The sequence below is a fragment of the Mesorhizobium shonense genome, from assembly GCF_040545255.1.
In the GTDB taxonomy this organism is placed as follows: Bacteria; Pseudomonadota; Alphaproteobacteria; order Rhizobiales; family Rhizobiaceae; genus Mesorhizobium; species Mesorhizobium shonense.
The window spans coordinates 39,106-54,673 of sequence record NZ_JBEPLM010000017.1 but is presented as its reverse complement, the minus strand read 5'-3'; the positions used below and the strand labels follow the sequence as shown (position 1 = coordinate 54,673).

Below are 15,568 nucleotides of genomic sequence, written 5' to 3'. Positions count from 1 at the left end.
CGGATTTGGGGTGCTCAGCTCAGGCCGAGCACGTCCCGCATGGAATAAAGGCCCGGCTTCTTGCCGCGCGCCCAAAGCGCCGCCTTGACCGCGCCCCGGGCAAAGATCGCCCGGTCCTCGGCCTGATGGGAGAGCGTGATGCGCTCGCCGGTGCCGGCCAGGATCACGCTGTGCTCTCCGACCACCGAGCCGCCGCGCAGCGTGGCGAAGCCGATCGCGCCGGTCTTGCGCACGCCGGTGTGGCCGTCGCGCACCCGCACGCTGTTGTCCTCGAGCGCGATCTCCCTGCCCTTCGCCGCCGCCTCGCCGAGCAGCAGCGCCGTGCCCGACGGCGCGTCGACCTTGTGCTTGTGGTGCATCTCCAGGATCTCGATGTCGAAATCTTCGCTGTCGAGCGCGCGGGCCGCCTGCTCCACCAGCACCGCCAAAAGGTTGACGCCTAGGCTCATATTGCCGGATTTGACGATCGTCGCATGGCGGGCTGCGGCCGCGATCTTCGCATCGTCGTCGGCCGAGCAGCCGGTCGTGCCGATGACATGGACGATGCGCGCCTGCGCGGCGTAGCCGGCGAATTCGACGCTTGCCTTGGGCGCCGTGAAATCGAGCACGCCATCGGCCTTGGCGAAGGCCGGCAGCGGGTCGTCGACGATCGGCACGTTGATGATGCCGATGCCGGCAAGCTCGCCGGCATCCTTGCCGAGATAGGGCGAACCTGCCCTTTCAACGGCGCCGGCTACTCTTGCACCCGGAATCGTGTGGATGGCGCGGATCAGCGTCTGGCCCATGCGGCCGGCCGCACCCACCACCACCAGGCCCATGTCGCCCGCTTCGCTCATGCGCTTCTCCTGACGGCCTTCTTCGCGCGCTGCGGAGTTTGGATTGGCTTGGCGTCATCGACAAGCCCCAGCCCCTTCTTGCCCTGCACCCGGTGGAAGCGGGCATAGACGCTGTGCGGGTCGGCCATCAGCGCGGCATGCGTGCCTTCCTCGACCAGCCGGCCTTCTTCCAGCACGATGATGTGGTCGGCATTGACCACCGTCGACAGCCGGTGCGCGATGACGATCGTGGTACGCCCTTCCATGACATGGGTCAGCGCTTCCTGGACGCGCGCTTCCGCCTCGTTGTCGAGCGCCGACGTCGCCTCGTCGAGCAAAAGGATCGGCGCCTGGCGCACGATGGCGCGGGCGATCGAGACGCGCTGGCGCTGGCCGCCCGACAGCGTCACGCCGTTTTCGCCGACCGGCGTGTCGTAGCCCTGCGGCTGCTGGCGGATGAAGTCGTCGGCCGCCGCCTGGCTCGCCGCCAGCTCGATCTCGGCGTCCGAGGCGGAAAGCCGTCCGTAGCGAATGTTGTCGCGGATCGTGCCTTCGAACAGATAGGGCGCCTGCGAGACATAGGCGATCGAGCCGCGCAGCGACTGCTTGGTTACCTTGGCGATGTCCTGGCCGTCGACAACGATGCTGCCGCTATCGACGTCATAGAAGCGCTGCAAGAGTGCCACCAGCGTCGACTTGCCGGCACCGGAGGCGCCGACGATCGCCGTCACCTTGCCGGCGGCGGCGGTGAAGCTCAGGTTCCGCAGCACCGGCATGTCGGCGCTGTAACCGAAGGTGACGTTGTCGAAGCGCACCTCGCCGCTGGCGATCCTGGCCTCGGCCGCGCCGGGCGCGTCGCCCTGCTGCGGCTCGAGGTCGAGCAGCTCGTAGATCATGCGCGCATTGACCAACGACCGCTCCATGCCCACCTGCATGCGCGCCAGCCGCCGTGCCGGATCATAGGCGAGGATCAGCGCGGTGATGAAGGAGAAGACCGCGCCCGGAGGCTGGCCCAGCACCAGCGCGCGGTAGCCGGAATAGGCGATGACGCCGGTGACGGCGAGGCCGGCCAGCAAGTCGGAGATCGGCGTCAGCCGCTCCGAGACGCGGGCGATCTTGTTGCCGCGCTGCTCGGCGCTCTCGGAGAGCTGGCCGATGCGGCGCGCAAGCTCCTCCTCCATGGTGAAGGCCTTGACGATGGCAATGCCTTGCGTCGCTTCCTGCATGGCGCCGATCAGCCGCGAGTTGATCTGCACGGATTCGCGCGAGATGCGCCGCACCCGGCGCTGCAGGTAGACGACGGCCCAGATCAGCGGCGGCCCGATCAGCAACGAGGACAGCGACAACAGCGGGTCCTGATAGATCATGATGCCGATCAGGCCTATCAGCGATACCGCATCGCGCGCGATCGAGGTCAGCGTCATCGACAGAAGATCGCGGATGCCGTTGATGTTCTCGTTGACCCGCGCCGCGAGCTGACCCGAACGCGTGTCGGTGAAGAAGCCGACCCCGAGCTTCATAAGATGGTCGAAGATTCGGCGCTGGTAGCGCGCAACCAGATTGTTGCCGATTCTCGCCAGCGTCACCGCCTGGCCGTAGGTGGCAATTCCGCGCAACACGAAAGAAGCCATGATGCCCGCGCAGATCAGGAAGATCAGATCGCCGCGTCGATCATAGAAGATCTGGTTGACGACCGGGCTCATGATCCAGGCGGCGAAGGCCGTCGTGCCCGAAACGACCAGCGAGCAGGTGATGGCCACCACATAGGCCCAGCGGTATTCGCGGCCGTTCTCGGCGATGATGCGGCGCAGGATCGCCCAGGTCTCGCCCGGCAGGGCCTTCGCTTGAGGTTGAAGCGACTGGTTCAAATCGGGGTTTGTTCCGTGATTTTTCGGTTGCTTTCGCAGCAGGGCCGCAATTTGGCACCCCTCTTAGCGCTCCGGTCGTGGCTTGCCTATGGCGAAACTTCGTCGCGGCTCATAACAGGTCACGAACCCGTAGCCTCAAACGGCCGCCCGCCAGTGCCGTCCCACGGTCTGGACGCCGAACAGCGCTGGGGTCCTGGCATAGGCGGCGAGGCCAAGAAGCGCGGCCAGCGGGTGCGTGATGACATAGACCGGCATCGCGCGCATCAGCGCGCTGTGCGGCGCCTTGTCTTCGAAAGCGGCGCGGAAATTGCCGGCTTTCAGCGCCGGCACGATTTTTTGTGCGATGCCGCCGGTCAAAAACACGCCGCCCCGGCTCATGAACACCAGCGCCAGATCGCCGGCGGTGCGGCCGAGGCAGGTGACGAACAGCGACAGCGCCTCTTCCGCCACCGGATCGGATTTGGCGAGCGCCGCCGCTGTGATTTCGGCCGGTGTCGTGAACGGCGTCGGCTTGGCGTCGGCCTTGGCCACCGCGCGATAGACATTGACCAGCCCGCGGCCGCACAGGATCTGCTCGCCGGAGATGCGGCCCTCGAGCTTTTCGATATGCGGGAAGACTTCGAAGTCGCGCGCCGTGCGCGGGCCGATGTCCATGTGCCCGCCCTCGCCCGGCACCGGTATCCAGTGGCGCAGCGCGTAGATCAGCCCGGCGACGCCAAGCCCGGTTCCGGGGCCGAGCACGACCCGGCCGGCGCTCGGCTCCGGCGTGCCGCCGCCGATCTTTTCCATATGCTCTTCGCCGAGCGCCACGACGGCCAGCGCCTGCGCCTCGAAATCGTTGAGCACGACGATCTCGCTAAGGCCGAGATTGGCAAACATCTGGCGCGGCTTGACCACCCAGGGGCAGTTGGTGAGCCGGATCTCGTCGCCGTCGACCGGGCCGGCAACCGCCAGCACCGCCGAATGCGGCTGGATCGACGAGCGATCGAGCACCGCCGCCTGGATCGCCTCGTCGATGGTCTTGAAATTGGCCGTCTGGACGATCTGCGGCTCGGTCGCTTCCGAGTTCGCGTCGAGCACGATCGAGAAACGCGCATTGGTGCCGCCGATATCGCCGATCAGGACCGGAAACCGCAGCGCTGTATCGTCTTCGCCTGCCATGCTCTTTGTTCGTCCCCGTTCGGGCGAATATGCCGTTGTCTGTTCGTTGAACTAGCGCATGGACTTGCAAAGGGAAAGCCGGTTTGGCCCCAGTTTCGGGGCATCGCTTCATGTTTTGAATTCCGTCCTTGCCCCGTTTTCCGGCGGCGGCGCTGCCCCTCACCTGCCTGCCGGCATCCTCTCCCCGTATAGGCACGGGGAGAGGGAAGCTCGCCACCGGTTTCGCCAATCGCCAGCGTTGCAGAAAAGGCTGCAAGGCTGCGGCCGAAGTGCCCGGCAGGGCGATGAGGGGCAGCGCTGGCTTCGACAATTGGCCTGCCCAAAACCCTGTCGTCAGTTCCCCGGCCTCGGTCGCGGCAGTGGAATGCCGATTTTCGGCGTCGGAGCAAAAGCGCTGGCCGCCGCGGGAAGCACAGCATTGCCGCTGGAGATCGTCTCCGCCGGCTCGGTCGGTTCCTGCTTCGCGGCCGCCACCGCTGCCGCGCCGCCGCCCTGATAGGTGACCGCTTCCAGCGAAGGCGCGTCCGGCGCGGCGAGCACCGCCTGGCATTCCCTCGGCAGGTTGGCCATGGTCATCAGGTCGCGGGCCTTCGGCGCGTCCGGGTTTTTGTTCGGGCGCCAGGGCTCCTCGGTGAACCACCAGGCCAGCGGCTTGCCGCAGCCGTCGTCGTCAGGCGTCGCCTCCTGCGCCTTGCAGCCTGGCGAGCCAGGCTGACAGCCGATGCGCATGTGGAAATGATAGTCGTGGCCCCAGAACGGGCGGATCTTGCGCAGCCAGGAACGGTCGCCGGTGACCGTGTCGCAAAGCTTCTTCTTGATGCCCGGATTGACCAGGATGCGCTCGACTTCCGCGTAGCTCGCCGCACGCTTCAACAGCCGCGTATGCGCCGGCGTCCAAAGCGCCTCCTTCACCAGATGCGTCTTCTCGTCGACCATCAGCGTCGCGCTCATGGTCTCGCGCTGGGCTATCGTCAGCGGGCGGCGAGGCATCGGCGTCAGCCAGATGTCGGCGTCGAGGCCGATCTGATGCGAGGCATGGCCGGTCGTCATCGGACCGCCGCGCGGCTGCGAGACGTCGCCGATCAAAAGACCCGGCCAGCCATCCGCGTGGGCGTCGCGCGCGAGCTTCTCGATCAGCGCGATCATCGCCGGATGGCCCCAGCGGCGGTTGCGCGAGGGGCGCATCACTTCCCAGCTCGGTCCGTCCATCGGCAGGGCGACGCCGCCGGTGAAACAGCCTTTGGAATAGAAGCCGAAGGATTGCGCCGGCGCTACCGCCGGCAGCTTCCTGGCGCCGAACAGGTCTTTTGCACGCGGTTCGGCCGAGATCGCGGCCGCCGCCAGGGCTGCTAAAGTCGCCAGCGCAAGCGCGGCGGTCAGGAACGGCTTCCTGTCGGGCAGCGATCGCAACGTCATCAGGTCGGGTCCCCTCTCCAGTAGAGCGACGCAATCTCGGGCGACATGCTTCAGCAGCGAATCATATCATGTCCCGCGCTTGGCTTCGATCACGAGCGTTTCATGGGGCTGCGCGGCTCCCCGTCCCGCCAATTGCCGTCGGCCCACATCCGCTCCAGCGTCACCCGATAGTTCGGGAAACGAAAGCTGTAGCCGGCCGCCTTGATCGCCTTGTTGGCGACGCGCTTGTTCTCGCCATAGAAGGAACGCGCCATGGGCGAAAGTTGGGCGGTCTCGAAAGGAATTTCGGGCGGCGGCTCCACGCCCATCAATCCGGCGGCATAGGCGACGACGTCCTGCGGCGGTGCCGGCTCGTCGTCGGTGACGTTGAAGATGCCGCCGAGATTGTTCCCGGCCAGATGCCAAAGCGCCCCGGCGATGTCGTCGCAATGGATGCGATTGAACACCTGATCCTTCTTGACCAGCCGCCTCGCGGTGCCGTCCTCGAGATTGACCAACGCGTTGCGGCCCGGGCCGTAAATGCCGGAGAGCCGCAGGATCGCCACCGGTTTTCCGATCTCCTGGCCGAGCCTCAGCCAGTCCTTTTCGGCCGCCACCCGCATCATCGAGCGCTTCGATACCGGTCTGCATTCGGCGCTCTCATCCACCCAGGCGCCGCCATGGTCGCCATAGACGCCGACGGTGGAGAGATAGCCGATCCATTCCAGCGCCGGCATCTTTGCCCGGATCGTCTCGCCGGCGGCGTTGAGCACCGGATCGCCCGCTTCGTCCGGCGCGACCGAGACGATGAGATGCGTGGTTTGCCGAAGCGCGTCGCTGATTTCAGACGTCAGCGAACCGTCGAAGCGCAACGGCCCGATGCCCGCCTGCCGCAACGCCGCGAACTTTTCCGGCGCGCGGGTCGTGCCCAGGATCGGCGCGCCCTGCCCGTTGGCCTGCGCGAAGGCCTTGCCGGAATAGCCGGCGCCGAAGATGAAGAAGCGTCTTTCGCCCATCAATGAACCCCTTCAACGATCCTTCGCAGAATCCGGCAGCGCCAAGAACCATTCGTCGCGCACCGCAGCATTGCCTTCGGCCTTCAAGGCCGATGCCGCGAGCCTGGCAAGATCGCGCCGAGGCATCAGTCGCGAAAGTGCCCATACCGCCGCACCCCGCACCAGCGGCGAGCCGTCGTCGAGCAGGCCTTGCACGATCGGCGTCAGCGAGGCATCGCTCGAATTGCCGGCGGCGATCAGCACGTTGCGGACGAAACGGTCGCGGCCGATGCGCTTGATCGGCGAGCCCGAGAAGAAGGCGCGGAACGCCGCGTCGTCGAGGAGCAAGAGTTCCGAAAGCGACGGCTCGCGCAGATCGGCGCGCGCGGCAAGCTTGGCTTCCGAGGCAACGCTGGCGAACTTGTTCCATGGACAGACGGCGAGGCAATCGTCGCAGCCATAGATGCGGTTGCCGATCTTCTCGCGGAATTCGCGCGGGATCGGCTCCTTGTTCTCGATGGTGAGGTAGGAGATGCAGCGCCGCGCATCGAGCCGGTAGGGCGCGGGGAAAGCATCGGTCGGGCACACATCAAGACAGGCGCGGCAGGAGCCGCAATGGTCGATTTCAGCTTTGTCCGGCTCGAGCTCGGCCGTCGTGAAGATCGTGCCGAGGAACAGCCACGAGCCATGCGCGCGGCTGACCAGATTGGTGTGCTTGCCCTGCCAGCCGAGGCCGGCGGCTTCGGCCAGCGGCTTTTCCATCACCGGGGCCGTATCGACGAAGACTTTGACGTCGCCCCCGGCGCGCGCGACGATCTTGCCGGCGATCTCCTTCAGCCGGCCCTTCATCACGTCGTGATAGTCGCGATTTTGCGCATAGACCGAGATCGCCCCGCGATCGCGCTTTTCGAGGACGTCGCGCGGATCGCGATCCGGGCCGTAATTCATCGCCAGAACGATGATCGAGCGCACCTCCGGCCACAATGTCGAGGGTTCGGCCCGGCGCTCGATGGTCTCGGCGATCCACTCCATCGAGCCATGGAAACTGTCCGCGACGAACTCGGCCAGGCGCGCGGGCGCCAGCGGGATCGCGTCCGGCCTGGTCACGGCGACCGCCTCGAAGCCGGCGCGGCGCGCCTCCGCGTCGATCAGCGCGCGCAGGCGGGTTTTGTCAGAAATCGAGGTCCGCATAATGCGATACCGGCGACAGGCCGCGCACCCGGTCGGTGAGCAGCGACCGGAACGACGGCCGTGATTTGACGCGTGTATACCATTCGCGCGCTGCCGAGTGCTCGCGCCAGTCGATCTCGCCGAGATAGTCGAGCACCGAAAGCGTCGCCGCGGCGGCGAGGTCGGCATAGGTCACCTTGTTGCCGGCCAGCCAATGGCGCGTGCCGGCCAGCCAGTTGGTGTATTTCATGTGCTGGCGGATGTTGGCGCGCGCGGCGCGGATCGCCGCCGAATCGGGCGAGCCGCCGCCCGCGGTCTCCGGCATGACCGGCTTCAGCACGCGCTCGCGCACCAGATGGCGGGTGACCTCGCTTTCGGCCTTCGCGAGATACCAGTCGGTCAGCCGGCGGATTTCGGCGCGTTGCATCGGGTCTTCGGCGAACAGCCGCTTGTCGCGCTTGAGCACCCCGCGCGTCTCGTCGAGATATTCGGCGATCACCATGGCGCCGACGATCGGCACGTCGCCCTCGGCAAGCAGGATCGGCAGCGTGCCGGCCGGGTTGAGCGCCAAGAACTCCTTGCGCCGCGTCCACGGCTTTTCCTCGATCAGCGCCAGTTCCTCGCCGTATTCGCCGAAAGCGAGACGCACGAACCGGCAGGTGGCGAACATGGGATGGTGGAAAAGCGTCAGCATGGTTCCGCGATGATAGGGCGCACTGGCGAATCGTTTTCGGCGCCGGTAAGTCTTGGCCGCCCGATTCCAGGGACTGTCATGTGTTGCGACCTATAGGGGCACTTACGCGCCATGACAAGCAAGCCCTTCCCGTTAGCCGTTACTCGAAAGCAGAGGTTGCCATGGAAAGCCAAACCATCGTCGAAGCGCTGCTGCTTGGCCTGCTGGAGGGCCTGACCGAATTCATCCCGGTCTCCTCGACCGGCCATATCCTGCTCGCCGGCCATTTCCTCGGCTTCCATTCGACCGGCAAGGCCTTCGAGATCCTGATCCAGCTCGGCGCGATCCTCGCCATCCTCAGCGTCTATTTCCGCCGCCTGTGGAAGATGGTGCTCGAACTGCCCTATGACCGGCTGACCCGGCACTTCGTCATCGGCATCCTGATCGCCTTCCTGCCGGCCGCGGTCATCGGCGCGCTGGCGCATGATTTCATCAAGACCTTCCTGTTCGAATCGCCGCGGCTGATCTGCATCATGCTGATCATCGGCGGCGTGGTGCTTTTGGCCGTCGACCGCATGAACCTCAAGCCGGTCTATCGCGACGTCGAGCGTTTCCCGACCAGGCTTTACCTGCAGATCGGCCTGTTCCAGTGCCTGTCGATGATCCCCGGCACCTCGCGTTCCGGCTCGACCATCGTCGGCGCGCTGCTGCTTGGCGTCGACAAGCGCGCGGCGGCGGAGTTCTCCTTCTTCCTGGCGATGCCGACCATGGTCGGCGCTTTCGCCTTCGACCTGTTCAAGAACCGCAACGTGCTGACCTCGGCCGACCTGCCGATCATCGCCGTCGGCTTCATCGCCGCCTTCGTCAGCGCGCTGATCGTCGTGCGCTTCCTGCTCGATTTCGTCTCGCGCAAGGGCTATTCGCTGTTCGGCTGGTGGCGGCTCGTGGTGGGTGCTGTGGGATTGGTGGCACTGATGATCTGGGGGTGACTTCAGATCTGGTGAGATTGGCATCTTTTGGACGTTTGCGCTGCCCCTCACCTGCCTGCCGGCATCCTCTCCCCGTATAGTGACGGGGAGAGGGGCGCTCTCATCGCCCGTTTCACCAATCACCAGCGTTGCACAGGACAGCGCCAAGGCTGCGGTCAGCCCTTTCTCCCCGTCACTATACGGGGAGAAATGCCCGGCAGGGCAATGAGGGGCGGCGCCGACGTCGACAGTTGGCATCTTGCAAGGTCACGTCTTCGGGGTGCTCCTCAATTCCTCCCATAAAACGCATTCTCGACATGCACCGGCCAGCGCCAGGGCAGCACCGCCACCATGTCGAAGCGTATCGACAATCGCCCATAGTCGGGCTGGCGCGACAGCCAGAGATCGGCGGCGCCCTCGATGCGCCGCTCGGAGCTGTGGGCGATCGCCTCCATCGCCTCCATCAGCGTTCGGCGCGCCTTGACCTCGACGAACAGAACGAGGTTCCCACGCCTGGCGATCAGGTCGATCTCGCCGAGCTTGGTGCGATGGCGGCGGGCGAGAATCCGGTAGCCCTTCAGCATCAACGCCAGCGCCGCCAGCCATTCGCCGCGATGGCCGCGCCGATAAGCCTTGCGTCGATGGCCGACAGTGCGCTCAGCCACCGCCGGCGTCCTTGAGCCCGAGCAGCCGCCGGTAGAGCGCCTGTTTCTGACCGCCGGTCATCTTCGCCGCTTCCGCGGCGGCCTTGGACGCCGGCATTTCGGCCGCGAGCGACAGAAGCAGCCGGTCGATGTCGGCCGGCTGGTCCGCCGTGGCCTCGGCCGGACCGACGCAGATGACGATTTCACCCTTCGGCGTGTCGGCCGCCCCATAGTGGTCGGCAAGCTCGCCGAGCGTGCCGGTCCGCATCTCCTCGAACGCCTTGGTCAGCTCGCGGCCGATCGCGGCCTTGCGCGCGCCGCCCAGCGCCTCGACCATCGCGGCAAGCGTCTCGGCCAGCCGTCGCGGCGACTCGAAGAAGATCAGCGTCGCCGGGACCTGCCTGAATGTTTCGAGCTTCGTCAGCCGTTGACCAGCTTTTGCAGGCAGGAAACCGGCGAACAGGAAGGCATCGGAGGGCAGTCCGGAAGCGGTCAGCGCGGCGAGCGCCGCCGACGGTCCCGGCACCGGCACGACGCGGATGCCCTGCTCCAGCGCTTCGCCGACCAGCCGGTAGCCGGGATCGGAGACCAAAGGCGTGCCGGCATCCGAGATCAACGCCACGCTCCGCCCCGCCGCCAGGGCCTCGATCAGCTTCGGCCCCGCCGAGGCGGCATTGTGCTCGTGATAGGCCGTGGTGCGGCGACGGATGCCGTAGCGTTCGAGCAGCACGCGCGAGACGCGCGTGTCCTCGCAGGCGACGATGTCGGCGCTAGCCAGCGTCTCCAGCGCGCGCAGCGTGATGTCGGCGAGATTGCCGATCGGCGTCGCCACCAGATAGAGCGCCGACGCAATCGGCCGCGCCGGAATCTCGGTCTGCCCGATCAGATAGCTGCGTTTCTCGCCGGTCAAGAATAACCCTCCGTTCACTCTGTTTGGCATGGCTCACGGCCGGTTGCAAAACGTGAAGTCGAGGCAAGGAAATCGCCATGCCTTTGCCATAGTGAGGAACGAAACCGCTACCGGCGAATTTCATCCCTGATTCCCGGTAGGAGGCAGGACCGGACGATGCCCAGTCGCTTCGACATTTTTATCAGCCGACTTGAAAGCAAAACCGCCCGCGAGGGCACTCCCCCACATCCGATCGCCGAACAGAACGGCGCTCGCCGCGACAAGGCGGACCAGAAGCAGGTCCGCAACGGCGAGGCGCATGCCGAGAAGAACCGCGGCAAGCACCGCCAGAAGCATGATGCCTAGAGTGTGGCATCTGGCGCAGACGAGCTCTCGCTTCGTCATCCTAGGGCGAAGCAAGGAGCGAAGCGACGCAGCGTAGACCCTAGGATCCATTCCGTGACATCAGAGCGTCGCTAACGGTGCAGAATTCTGCTCCGCTGCATCCTTCGGCCGAGGTCACGGAATGGATCCTCGGGTCAAGCCCGAGGATGACGAAGGCGCGAGGTTACCTGGCCAGATCCGCCACCACCGCATCGAGCACGATCATCCCCGCGGTCGTGGCGCGCAGCCGGGCATTGCCGACCGGCGCCACCAGCCCTTCTTCCTGCAGCACCGAAAGCCTCGCGGTCGAAAGGCCACGCCCAGCTAGCATCTCGTAACGCGCGAGGTCGATGCCTTCGGCAAGCCTCAGCCCCATCAGCAGGAACTCGTCGGCCTCTTCCGAGCGCGTCAGCACCTCGCCGCCGGTGACGCCATGGCCCCTGGCCTCGACCAGGTTGGCCCATGTTTCCGGCATTTTTTCCGCGACCGTCACGGTCCGGCGGCCGTTCTCGACAAAGCGGCCATGCGCGCCCGGCCCGACGCCGACATATTCGCCATAGCGCCAATAGGTCAGGTTGTGCCGGCTCTCGGCGCCCGGCCGCGCGTGGTTGGAGATCTCATAGGCCGGCAGGCCATGCGCCGCGGTCACTTCCTGCGTCAGCGCGTAGAGATCGGCGGCGTGGTCGTTGTCGGGAAGGACGAACTTCCGCGCCGCGTGCAGCGCGTGGAAGGGCGTGCCTTCCTCGATCGTAAGCTGGTAGAGCGACAGATGATCGGCGGCGTGGCCGATCGCCTGTTCGAGCTCCCCTTGCCAGTGCTCCGGCGTCTGGCCCGGCCGCGCATAGATCAGGTCGAAGGAAAGCCGCGGGAAGATTTCGCGCGCGAGCCCGATGGCGTGAAGCGCCTCCTCGACATTGTGCAGCCGGCCGAGGAAGCGCAGGTCCTTGTCGTTCAGTGCCTGCACGCCGAGCGAGACGCGGTTGACGCCGGCTGTCCGGTAGCCACGAAAACGCTCAGCCTCGACCGAGGAGGGGTTTGCCTCCAGCGTGACCTCGATGCCGGCAGGCACCGTCCAGTTCTTTGCCACGGCCTCCAGCACCGCCGCGACGGTTTCCGGCTTCATCAGCGACGGCGTGCCGCCGCCGAGGAAGATGCTGGTGACCTCGCGCGGCCCAGTGCGGGCGCGCATCGTCGCCAACTCCGTCTCGAAGGCGCGCGCGAAGCGCTCCTGGTCGACCGGCTGGTGGCGGACATGGCTGTTGAAATCACAGTAAGGGCACTTGGCCGCGCAGAACGGCCAATGGATGTAGACGCCGAAGCCGGGGCTGCGGTCGAGGGGCATGGTTTGGCCGGTCCCGATCATCTTGAGTCGAGCCGCGCCAAGTCCAGGCGGGCTTGCGCGAATTTCTGGAAGGCGCGGGCGCGGTGCGACAGGGCGGTTGCCTGGCCGGGCTTCCAGCCATGCTTTTGTTCGGCGCTCATCTCGCCGAAAGTCTTGTCGAAACCGTTGGGCAGGAACACCGGATCGTAGCCGAAGCCGAGCGTGCCGCGCGGCGGCCACACCAGCGTGCCCTCCGCCTCGCCCCGGTAATATTCGGCATCGCCGTCCGGAAAGGCGAGGCAGATGACGGCGACGAAGCGGCCGGTGCGCTGCGCGGGCCCGGTCGCGCCGACCTCTTGCAGCGCCACCTCGGTGCGCTGCATGGCCATGCCGAAATCGCGTGTGCCGTCGGGCGTCTCGGCCCAGTTGGCTGTGTAGACGCCCGGCGCGCCGTCGAGCGCGTCGACACAGAGGCCCGAATCGTCGGAGAGCGCCGGCAGGCCGGTCGCCTTGGCCGCGGCGTAGGCCTTGATATAGGCGTTTTCCTCGAAGGTCGTGCCGGTCTCGTCCGGTTCCGGCAGGCCGTACTCCTTGGCCGACTTCGCCTCGAAGCCGAATGGCGCCATCAGGTCGGCGAATTCGCGCAGCTTGCCTTCGTTGTGGCTGGCGACGACGATCTTCTGTCCGTTCAAGGAATGCATCACAGGCCCCAGATCCTTGGCTCGGCGAACTCGATCGAATTGCCCGAAGGGTCGCGGATATAGATCGAGTGTCCGCCCTGCGGCCATTCGAAATCGCTTTCGATGGCGACGTTCTTGGCCGTGAGATGCTTGCGCCATTGGCCAATCTCATCGGCGCTTGCCGTGAAGCAAAGATGACCTTTGCCGGCCGTTCCGTGCGGCGGAACCGCCAGCCTGGCATCGGGCGCCGGCGGGATTTTCGTCGCCTCGGCGTTGAAGAGCAGCAACACGCCGCTGCCGCAGCGGAAGAAGACGTGGCGGCCCTCGACTTTGCCAAGCGGATCCAGGCCGATGATGTCGCGGTAGAATTGTTCGGCAGCGTGCAAGTCTGTGACGTAGAGCGCCGATTCCAAAATCGCCGAGGGAGTCACGAGGCACCCCCCTCTGCCCTGCCGGGCATCTCCCCCTCAAGGGGGGAGATTAGCAGCTCCGCCGACATCGTCTCAACGTTGATGGTTGGCGAAACCCGAAGTGACGCCCGATCTCCCCCCTTGCGGGGGAGATGGCCGGCAGGCCAGAGGGGGGTGTGACGGATCGCCAACCTCATCAATAACCCTACGCCACCGCCATCTGCTGCAAGCTCACCAGCCGCGAAATGCCCTTCTTGGCCAGTCCCATCAGCGCGGCAAACTGCTCTTCGGAGAAGGGCTCGCCCTCGGCCGTGCCCTGGATCTCGACGATGCCGCCCTTGCCGGTCATGACGAAATTGGCGTCGGTGCCGGCCGAGGAATCCTCGAGATAGTCGAGATCGATGACCGGCTGGCCGTCATGGATGCCGCAGGAAATCGCCGCGACATGATCCCTCAGCACCTTGGCGACACTTGCCATCTGGCGCGCCTCCATCCAGCGCAGGCAGTCGTAGAGCGCCACCCAGCCGCCGGTGATCGAGGCCGTGCGGGTGCCGCCATCGGCCTGGATGACGTCGCAGTCGACGGTGATCTGCTGCTCGCCCAGCGCCTGCAGGTCGACCACGGCCCTGAGTGAGCGGCCGATCAGCCGCTGGATCTCCAGCGTGCGGCCGCCCTGCTTGCCGGCGGAGGCCTCGCGGCGCATGCGCTCGCCGGTCGAGCGCGGCAGCATGCCGTATTCCGCCGTCACCCAGCCCTTGCCGGAATTGCGCATCCAGGCCGGCACTTTTTCCTCCAGGCTCGCCGTGCACAACACATGCGTGTCACCGAACTTCACCAGGCACGAGCCTTCGGCGTGCTTGGAGACGCCGCGCTCGAAGGAGATGGCGCGCATTTCGTCAGCTTGGCGTTTGGAGGGGCGCATTCGGCCTTCTTTCCTATCGTTTTTGGATTCGTCGGCGGCTTGTAGACGCATGCGACGCATGGCGCAAAGGAAAAGGGCGCAAAGGAAACGGGGCGCAAGGGAAAATGGCCCGGGTTGCGCCAGGGGGGCTTAAGTCTATATCTTTCAATAGGAGGTTTTTTGCTGGAATGAACAAGGCAGTCGATCCCGCATCGCAGCCGCCCGTACTTCAATCGCTCGACATGCGTTCGCGCGACATCTTCCGGCGGATTGTCGATTCCTATCTGCGCGATGGCGAGCCGGTCGGTTCGCGCAGCCTGTCGCGCATCCTGCCTTCGTCGCTGTCGCCGGCCACCATCCGCAACGTGATGAGCGACCTCGAGCATCTGGGCCTGATCTATGCCCCGCACATCTCGGCCGGCCGGCTGCCGACCCAGACCGGCCTGCGCTTCTTCGTCGATGCCTTCATGGAGCTTGGCGATCTCTCCGACGACGAGCGCCGCGTCATCGAGGCGCAGGTGCGCGCCTCGGGCTCGGGCGCCACGCTGGAGCATATGCTGACCGAGGCGAGCCAGATGCTGTCCGGCATGTCGCGCGGCGCCGGCCTGGTGCTTGCCGCCAAGAACGAGGTGGCGCTGAAGCATATCGAGTTCATCCAGCTGGAGCCCACCAAGGCGCTCGCCGTCATGGTGTCGCAGAGCGGCGACGTCGAGAACCGGGTTGTCGACCTGCCCGCCGGCATCACCGTCTCGCAGCTGCATGAGGCCTCGAACTTCCTCAACGCCCACATCCGCGGCCGCACGCTGGCCGAGGCGCGCATTGAGATCGCCCGTATCAAGGACGAGACCAGGGCGGCCCTCGACACGCTGTCGCAGGACCTGGTCGAGAAGGGCCTCGCGGTCTGGGCCGGCGCCGAGAGCGGCCTGCCGGCGCGCCTCATCGTGCGCGGCCGCGCCAACCTTCTGGAGAACGTCACCGCTCAGGCCGACCTCGAATTGCTGCGCCATCTTTTCGAGGATCTGGAAACGCAGGACGGGCTGCTGCAGCTCCTCGACCTTGCCGAGGAAGGGCCTGGCGTGCGCATCTTCATCGGCTCGGAGAACAAGCTGTTCTCGCTGTCCGGCTCCTCGCTTGTGGTCGCGCCCTATCGCGACAAGGATGCGCGCGTCGTCGGCGCGCTCGGCGTCATCGGCCCGACCCGGCTCAATTATGCCCGTATCGTGCCTATGGTCGACTATACTGCCCAATTGATTTCGCGCATGCTGAGATAGGCGAACGGGATCGCCGCAAGGAG

At 66.0% G+C, this 15,568-nt stretch carries 16 protein-coding genes; 3 read left to right on the top strand and 13 right to left on the bottom strand.

Annotation, left to right across the window (positions count from 1 at the left end; genetic code table 11):
* Positions 1-14: 14 nt before the first annotated feature.
* The 7 genes from dapB to ABID26_RS30370 all read right to left on the bottom strand — a co-directional run bounded on the left by dapB (position 15) and on the right by ABID26_RS30370 (position 8,098).
* Complete coding sequence (dapB, locus tag ABID26_RS30400; protein ID WP_126096990.1) at positions 15-836, bottom strand: 4-hydroxy-tetrahydrodipicolinate reductase; 822 nt, start codon at positions 834-836, stop codon at positions 15-17.
* Positions 833-2,683 (bottom strand): ABC transporter ATP-binding protein, encoded by a 1,851-nt coding sequence (locus ABID26_RS30395; protein ID WP_126096989.1) that lies wholly within the window; start codon positions 2,681-2,683, stop codon positions 833-835. The genes dapB and ABID26_RS30395 overlap by 4 nt, the downstream gene beginning before the upstream one ends.
* A gap of 135 nt (positions 2,684-2,818) precedes the next feature.
* The gene (locus tag ABID26_RS30390; RefSeq protein ID WP_126096988.1) at positions 2,819-3,844 is read right to left on the bottom strand and encodes a glucokinase; all 1,026 of its coding nucleotides are present in this window, start codon (positions 3,842-3,844) and stop codon (positions 2,819-2,821) included.
* Between the two features lie 333 nt (positions 3,845-4,177).
* The gene (mepA, locus tag ABID26_RS30385) at positions 4,178-5,260 is read right to left on the bottom strand and encodes a penicillin-insensitive murein endopeptidase (RefSeq protein ID WP_126096987.1); all 1,083 of its coding nucleotides are present in this window, start codon (positions 5,258-5,260) and stop codon (positions 4,178-4,180) included.
* A gap of 89 nt (positions 5,261-5,349) precedes the next feature.
* Positions 5,350-6,255, bottom strand: coding sequence for an SDR family oxidoreductase (locus ABID26_RS30380; protein ID WP_126096986.1), 906 nt, complete (start codon positions 6,253-6,255; stop codon positions 5,350-5,352).
* A gap of 12 nt (positions 6,256-6,267) precedes the next feature.
* Positions 6,268-7,425, bottom strand: a complete 1,158-nt coding sequence (gene queG / locus ABID26_RS30375) for a tRNA epoxyqueuosine(34) reductase QueG (RefSeq protein ID WP_126096985.1) — start codon at positions 7,423-7,425, stop codon at positions 6,268-6,270.
* Entirely contained in the window at positions 7,406-8,098 is a 693-nt protein-coding gene (locus tag ABID26_RS30370; protein ID WP_126096984.1) for a glutathione S-transferase family protein, read from the bottom strand. Before ABID26_RS30370 ends, queG begins: the two co-directional genes overlap by 20 nt.
* Before the next feature lie 161 nt (positions 8,099-8,259).
* On the opposite strand from ABID26_RS30370, the gene ABID26_RS30365 reads away from it, so the two are divergent.
* The gene (locus ABID26_RS30365) at positions 8,260-9,066 is read left to right on the top strand and encodes an undecaprenyl-diphosphate phosphatase (RefSeq protein ID WP_126096983.1); all 807 of its coding nucleotides are present in this window, start codon (positions 8,260-8,262) and stop codon (positions 9,064-9,066) included.
* Positions 9,067-9,332: 266 nt separating this feature from the next.
* Here the strand turns inward: ABID26_RS30365 and ABID26_RS30360 are convergent, their stop codons facing one another.
* On the bottom strand, positions 9,333-9,710 hold the full coding sequence (locus ABID26_RS30360) for a YraN family protein (protein ID WP_126096981.1): 378 nt from the start codon (positions 9,708-9,710) through the stop codon (positions 9,333-9,335).
* Positions 9,703-10,599, bottom strand: a complete 897-nt coding sequence (gene rsmI, locus ABID26_RS30355; protein WP_245460168.1) for a 16S rRNA (cytidine(1402)-2'-O)-methyltransferase — start codon at positions 10,597-10,599, stop codon at positions 9,703-9,705. Before rsmI ends, ABID26_RS30360 begins: the two co-directional genes overlap by 8 nt.
* A gap of 156 nt (positions 10,600-10,755) precedes the next feature.
* Between rsmI and ABID26_RS30350 the strand changes: the two genes are divergently transcribed.
* Positions 10,756-10,944 (top strand): hypothetical protein, encoded by a 189-nt coding sequence (locus ABID26_RS30350; RefSeq protein WP_126096979.1) that lies wholly within the window; start codon positions 10,756-10,758, stop codon positions 10,942-10,944.
* 202 nt (positions 10,945-11,146) lie between these two features.
* Here the strand turns inward: ABID26_RS30350 and hemW are convergent, their stop codons facing one another.
* The 4 genes from hemW to rph form a co-directional block, all read right to left on the bottom strand.
* Positions 11,147-12,325 carry a radical SAM family heme chaperone HemW gene (gene hemW / locus ABID26_RS30345; protein ID WP_126096978.1) on the bottom strand — a complete coding sequence of 393 codons (1,179 nt, stop codon included), beginning with the start codon at positions 12,323-12,325 and terminating at the stop codon, positions 11,147-11,149.
* On the bottom strand, positions 12,322-12,984 hold the full coding sequence (gene rdgB, locus ABID26_RS30340; protein ID WP_126096977.1) for an RdgB/HAM1 family non-canonical purine NTP pyrophosphatase: 663 nt from the start codon (positions 12,982-12,984) through the stop codon (positions 12,322-12,324). Before rdgB ends, hemW begins: the two co-directional genes overlap by 4 nt.
* Positions 12,984-13,394 carry a VOC family protein gene (locus tag ABID26_RS30335; protein WP_126096976.1) on the bottom strand — a complete coding sequence of 137 codons (411 nt, stop codon included), beginning with the start codon at positions 13,392-13,394 and terminating at the stop codon, positions 12,984-12,986. The genes rdgB and ABID26_RS30335 overlap by 1 nt, the downstream gene beginning before the upstream one ends.
* A gap of 184 nt (positions 13,395-13,578) precedes the next feature.
* Positions 13,579-14,295 (bottom strand): ribonuclease PH, encoded by a 717-nt coding sequence (gene rph, locus ABID26_RS30330; RefSeq protein WP_126096975.1) that lies wholly within the window; start codon positions 14,293-14,295, stop codon positions 13,579-13,581.
* Between the two features lie 167 nt (positions 14,296-14,462).
* On the opposite strand from rph, the gene hrcA reads away from it, so the two are divergent.
* Positions 14,463-15,545, top strand: coding sequence for a heat-inducible transcriptional repressor HrcA (gene hrcA, locus ABID26_RS30325; RefSeq protein WP_126096974.1), 1,083 nt, complete (start codon positions 14,463-14,465; stop codon positions 15,543-15,545).
* Positions 15,546-15,568 lie beyond the last annotated feature (23 nt).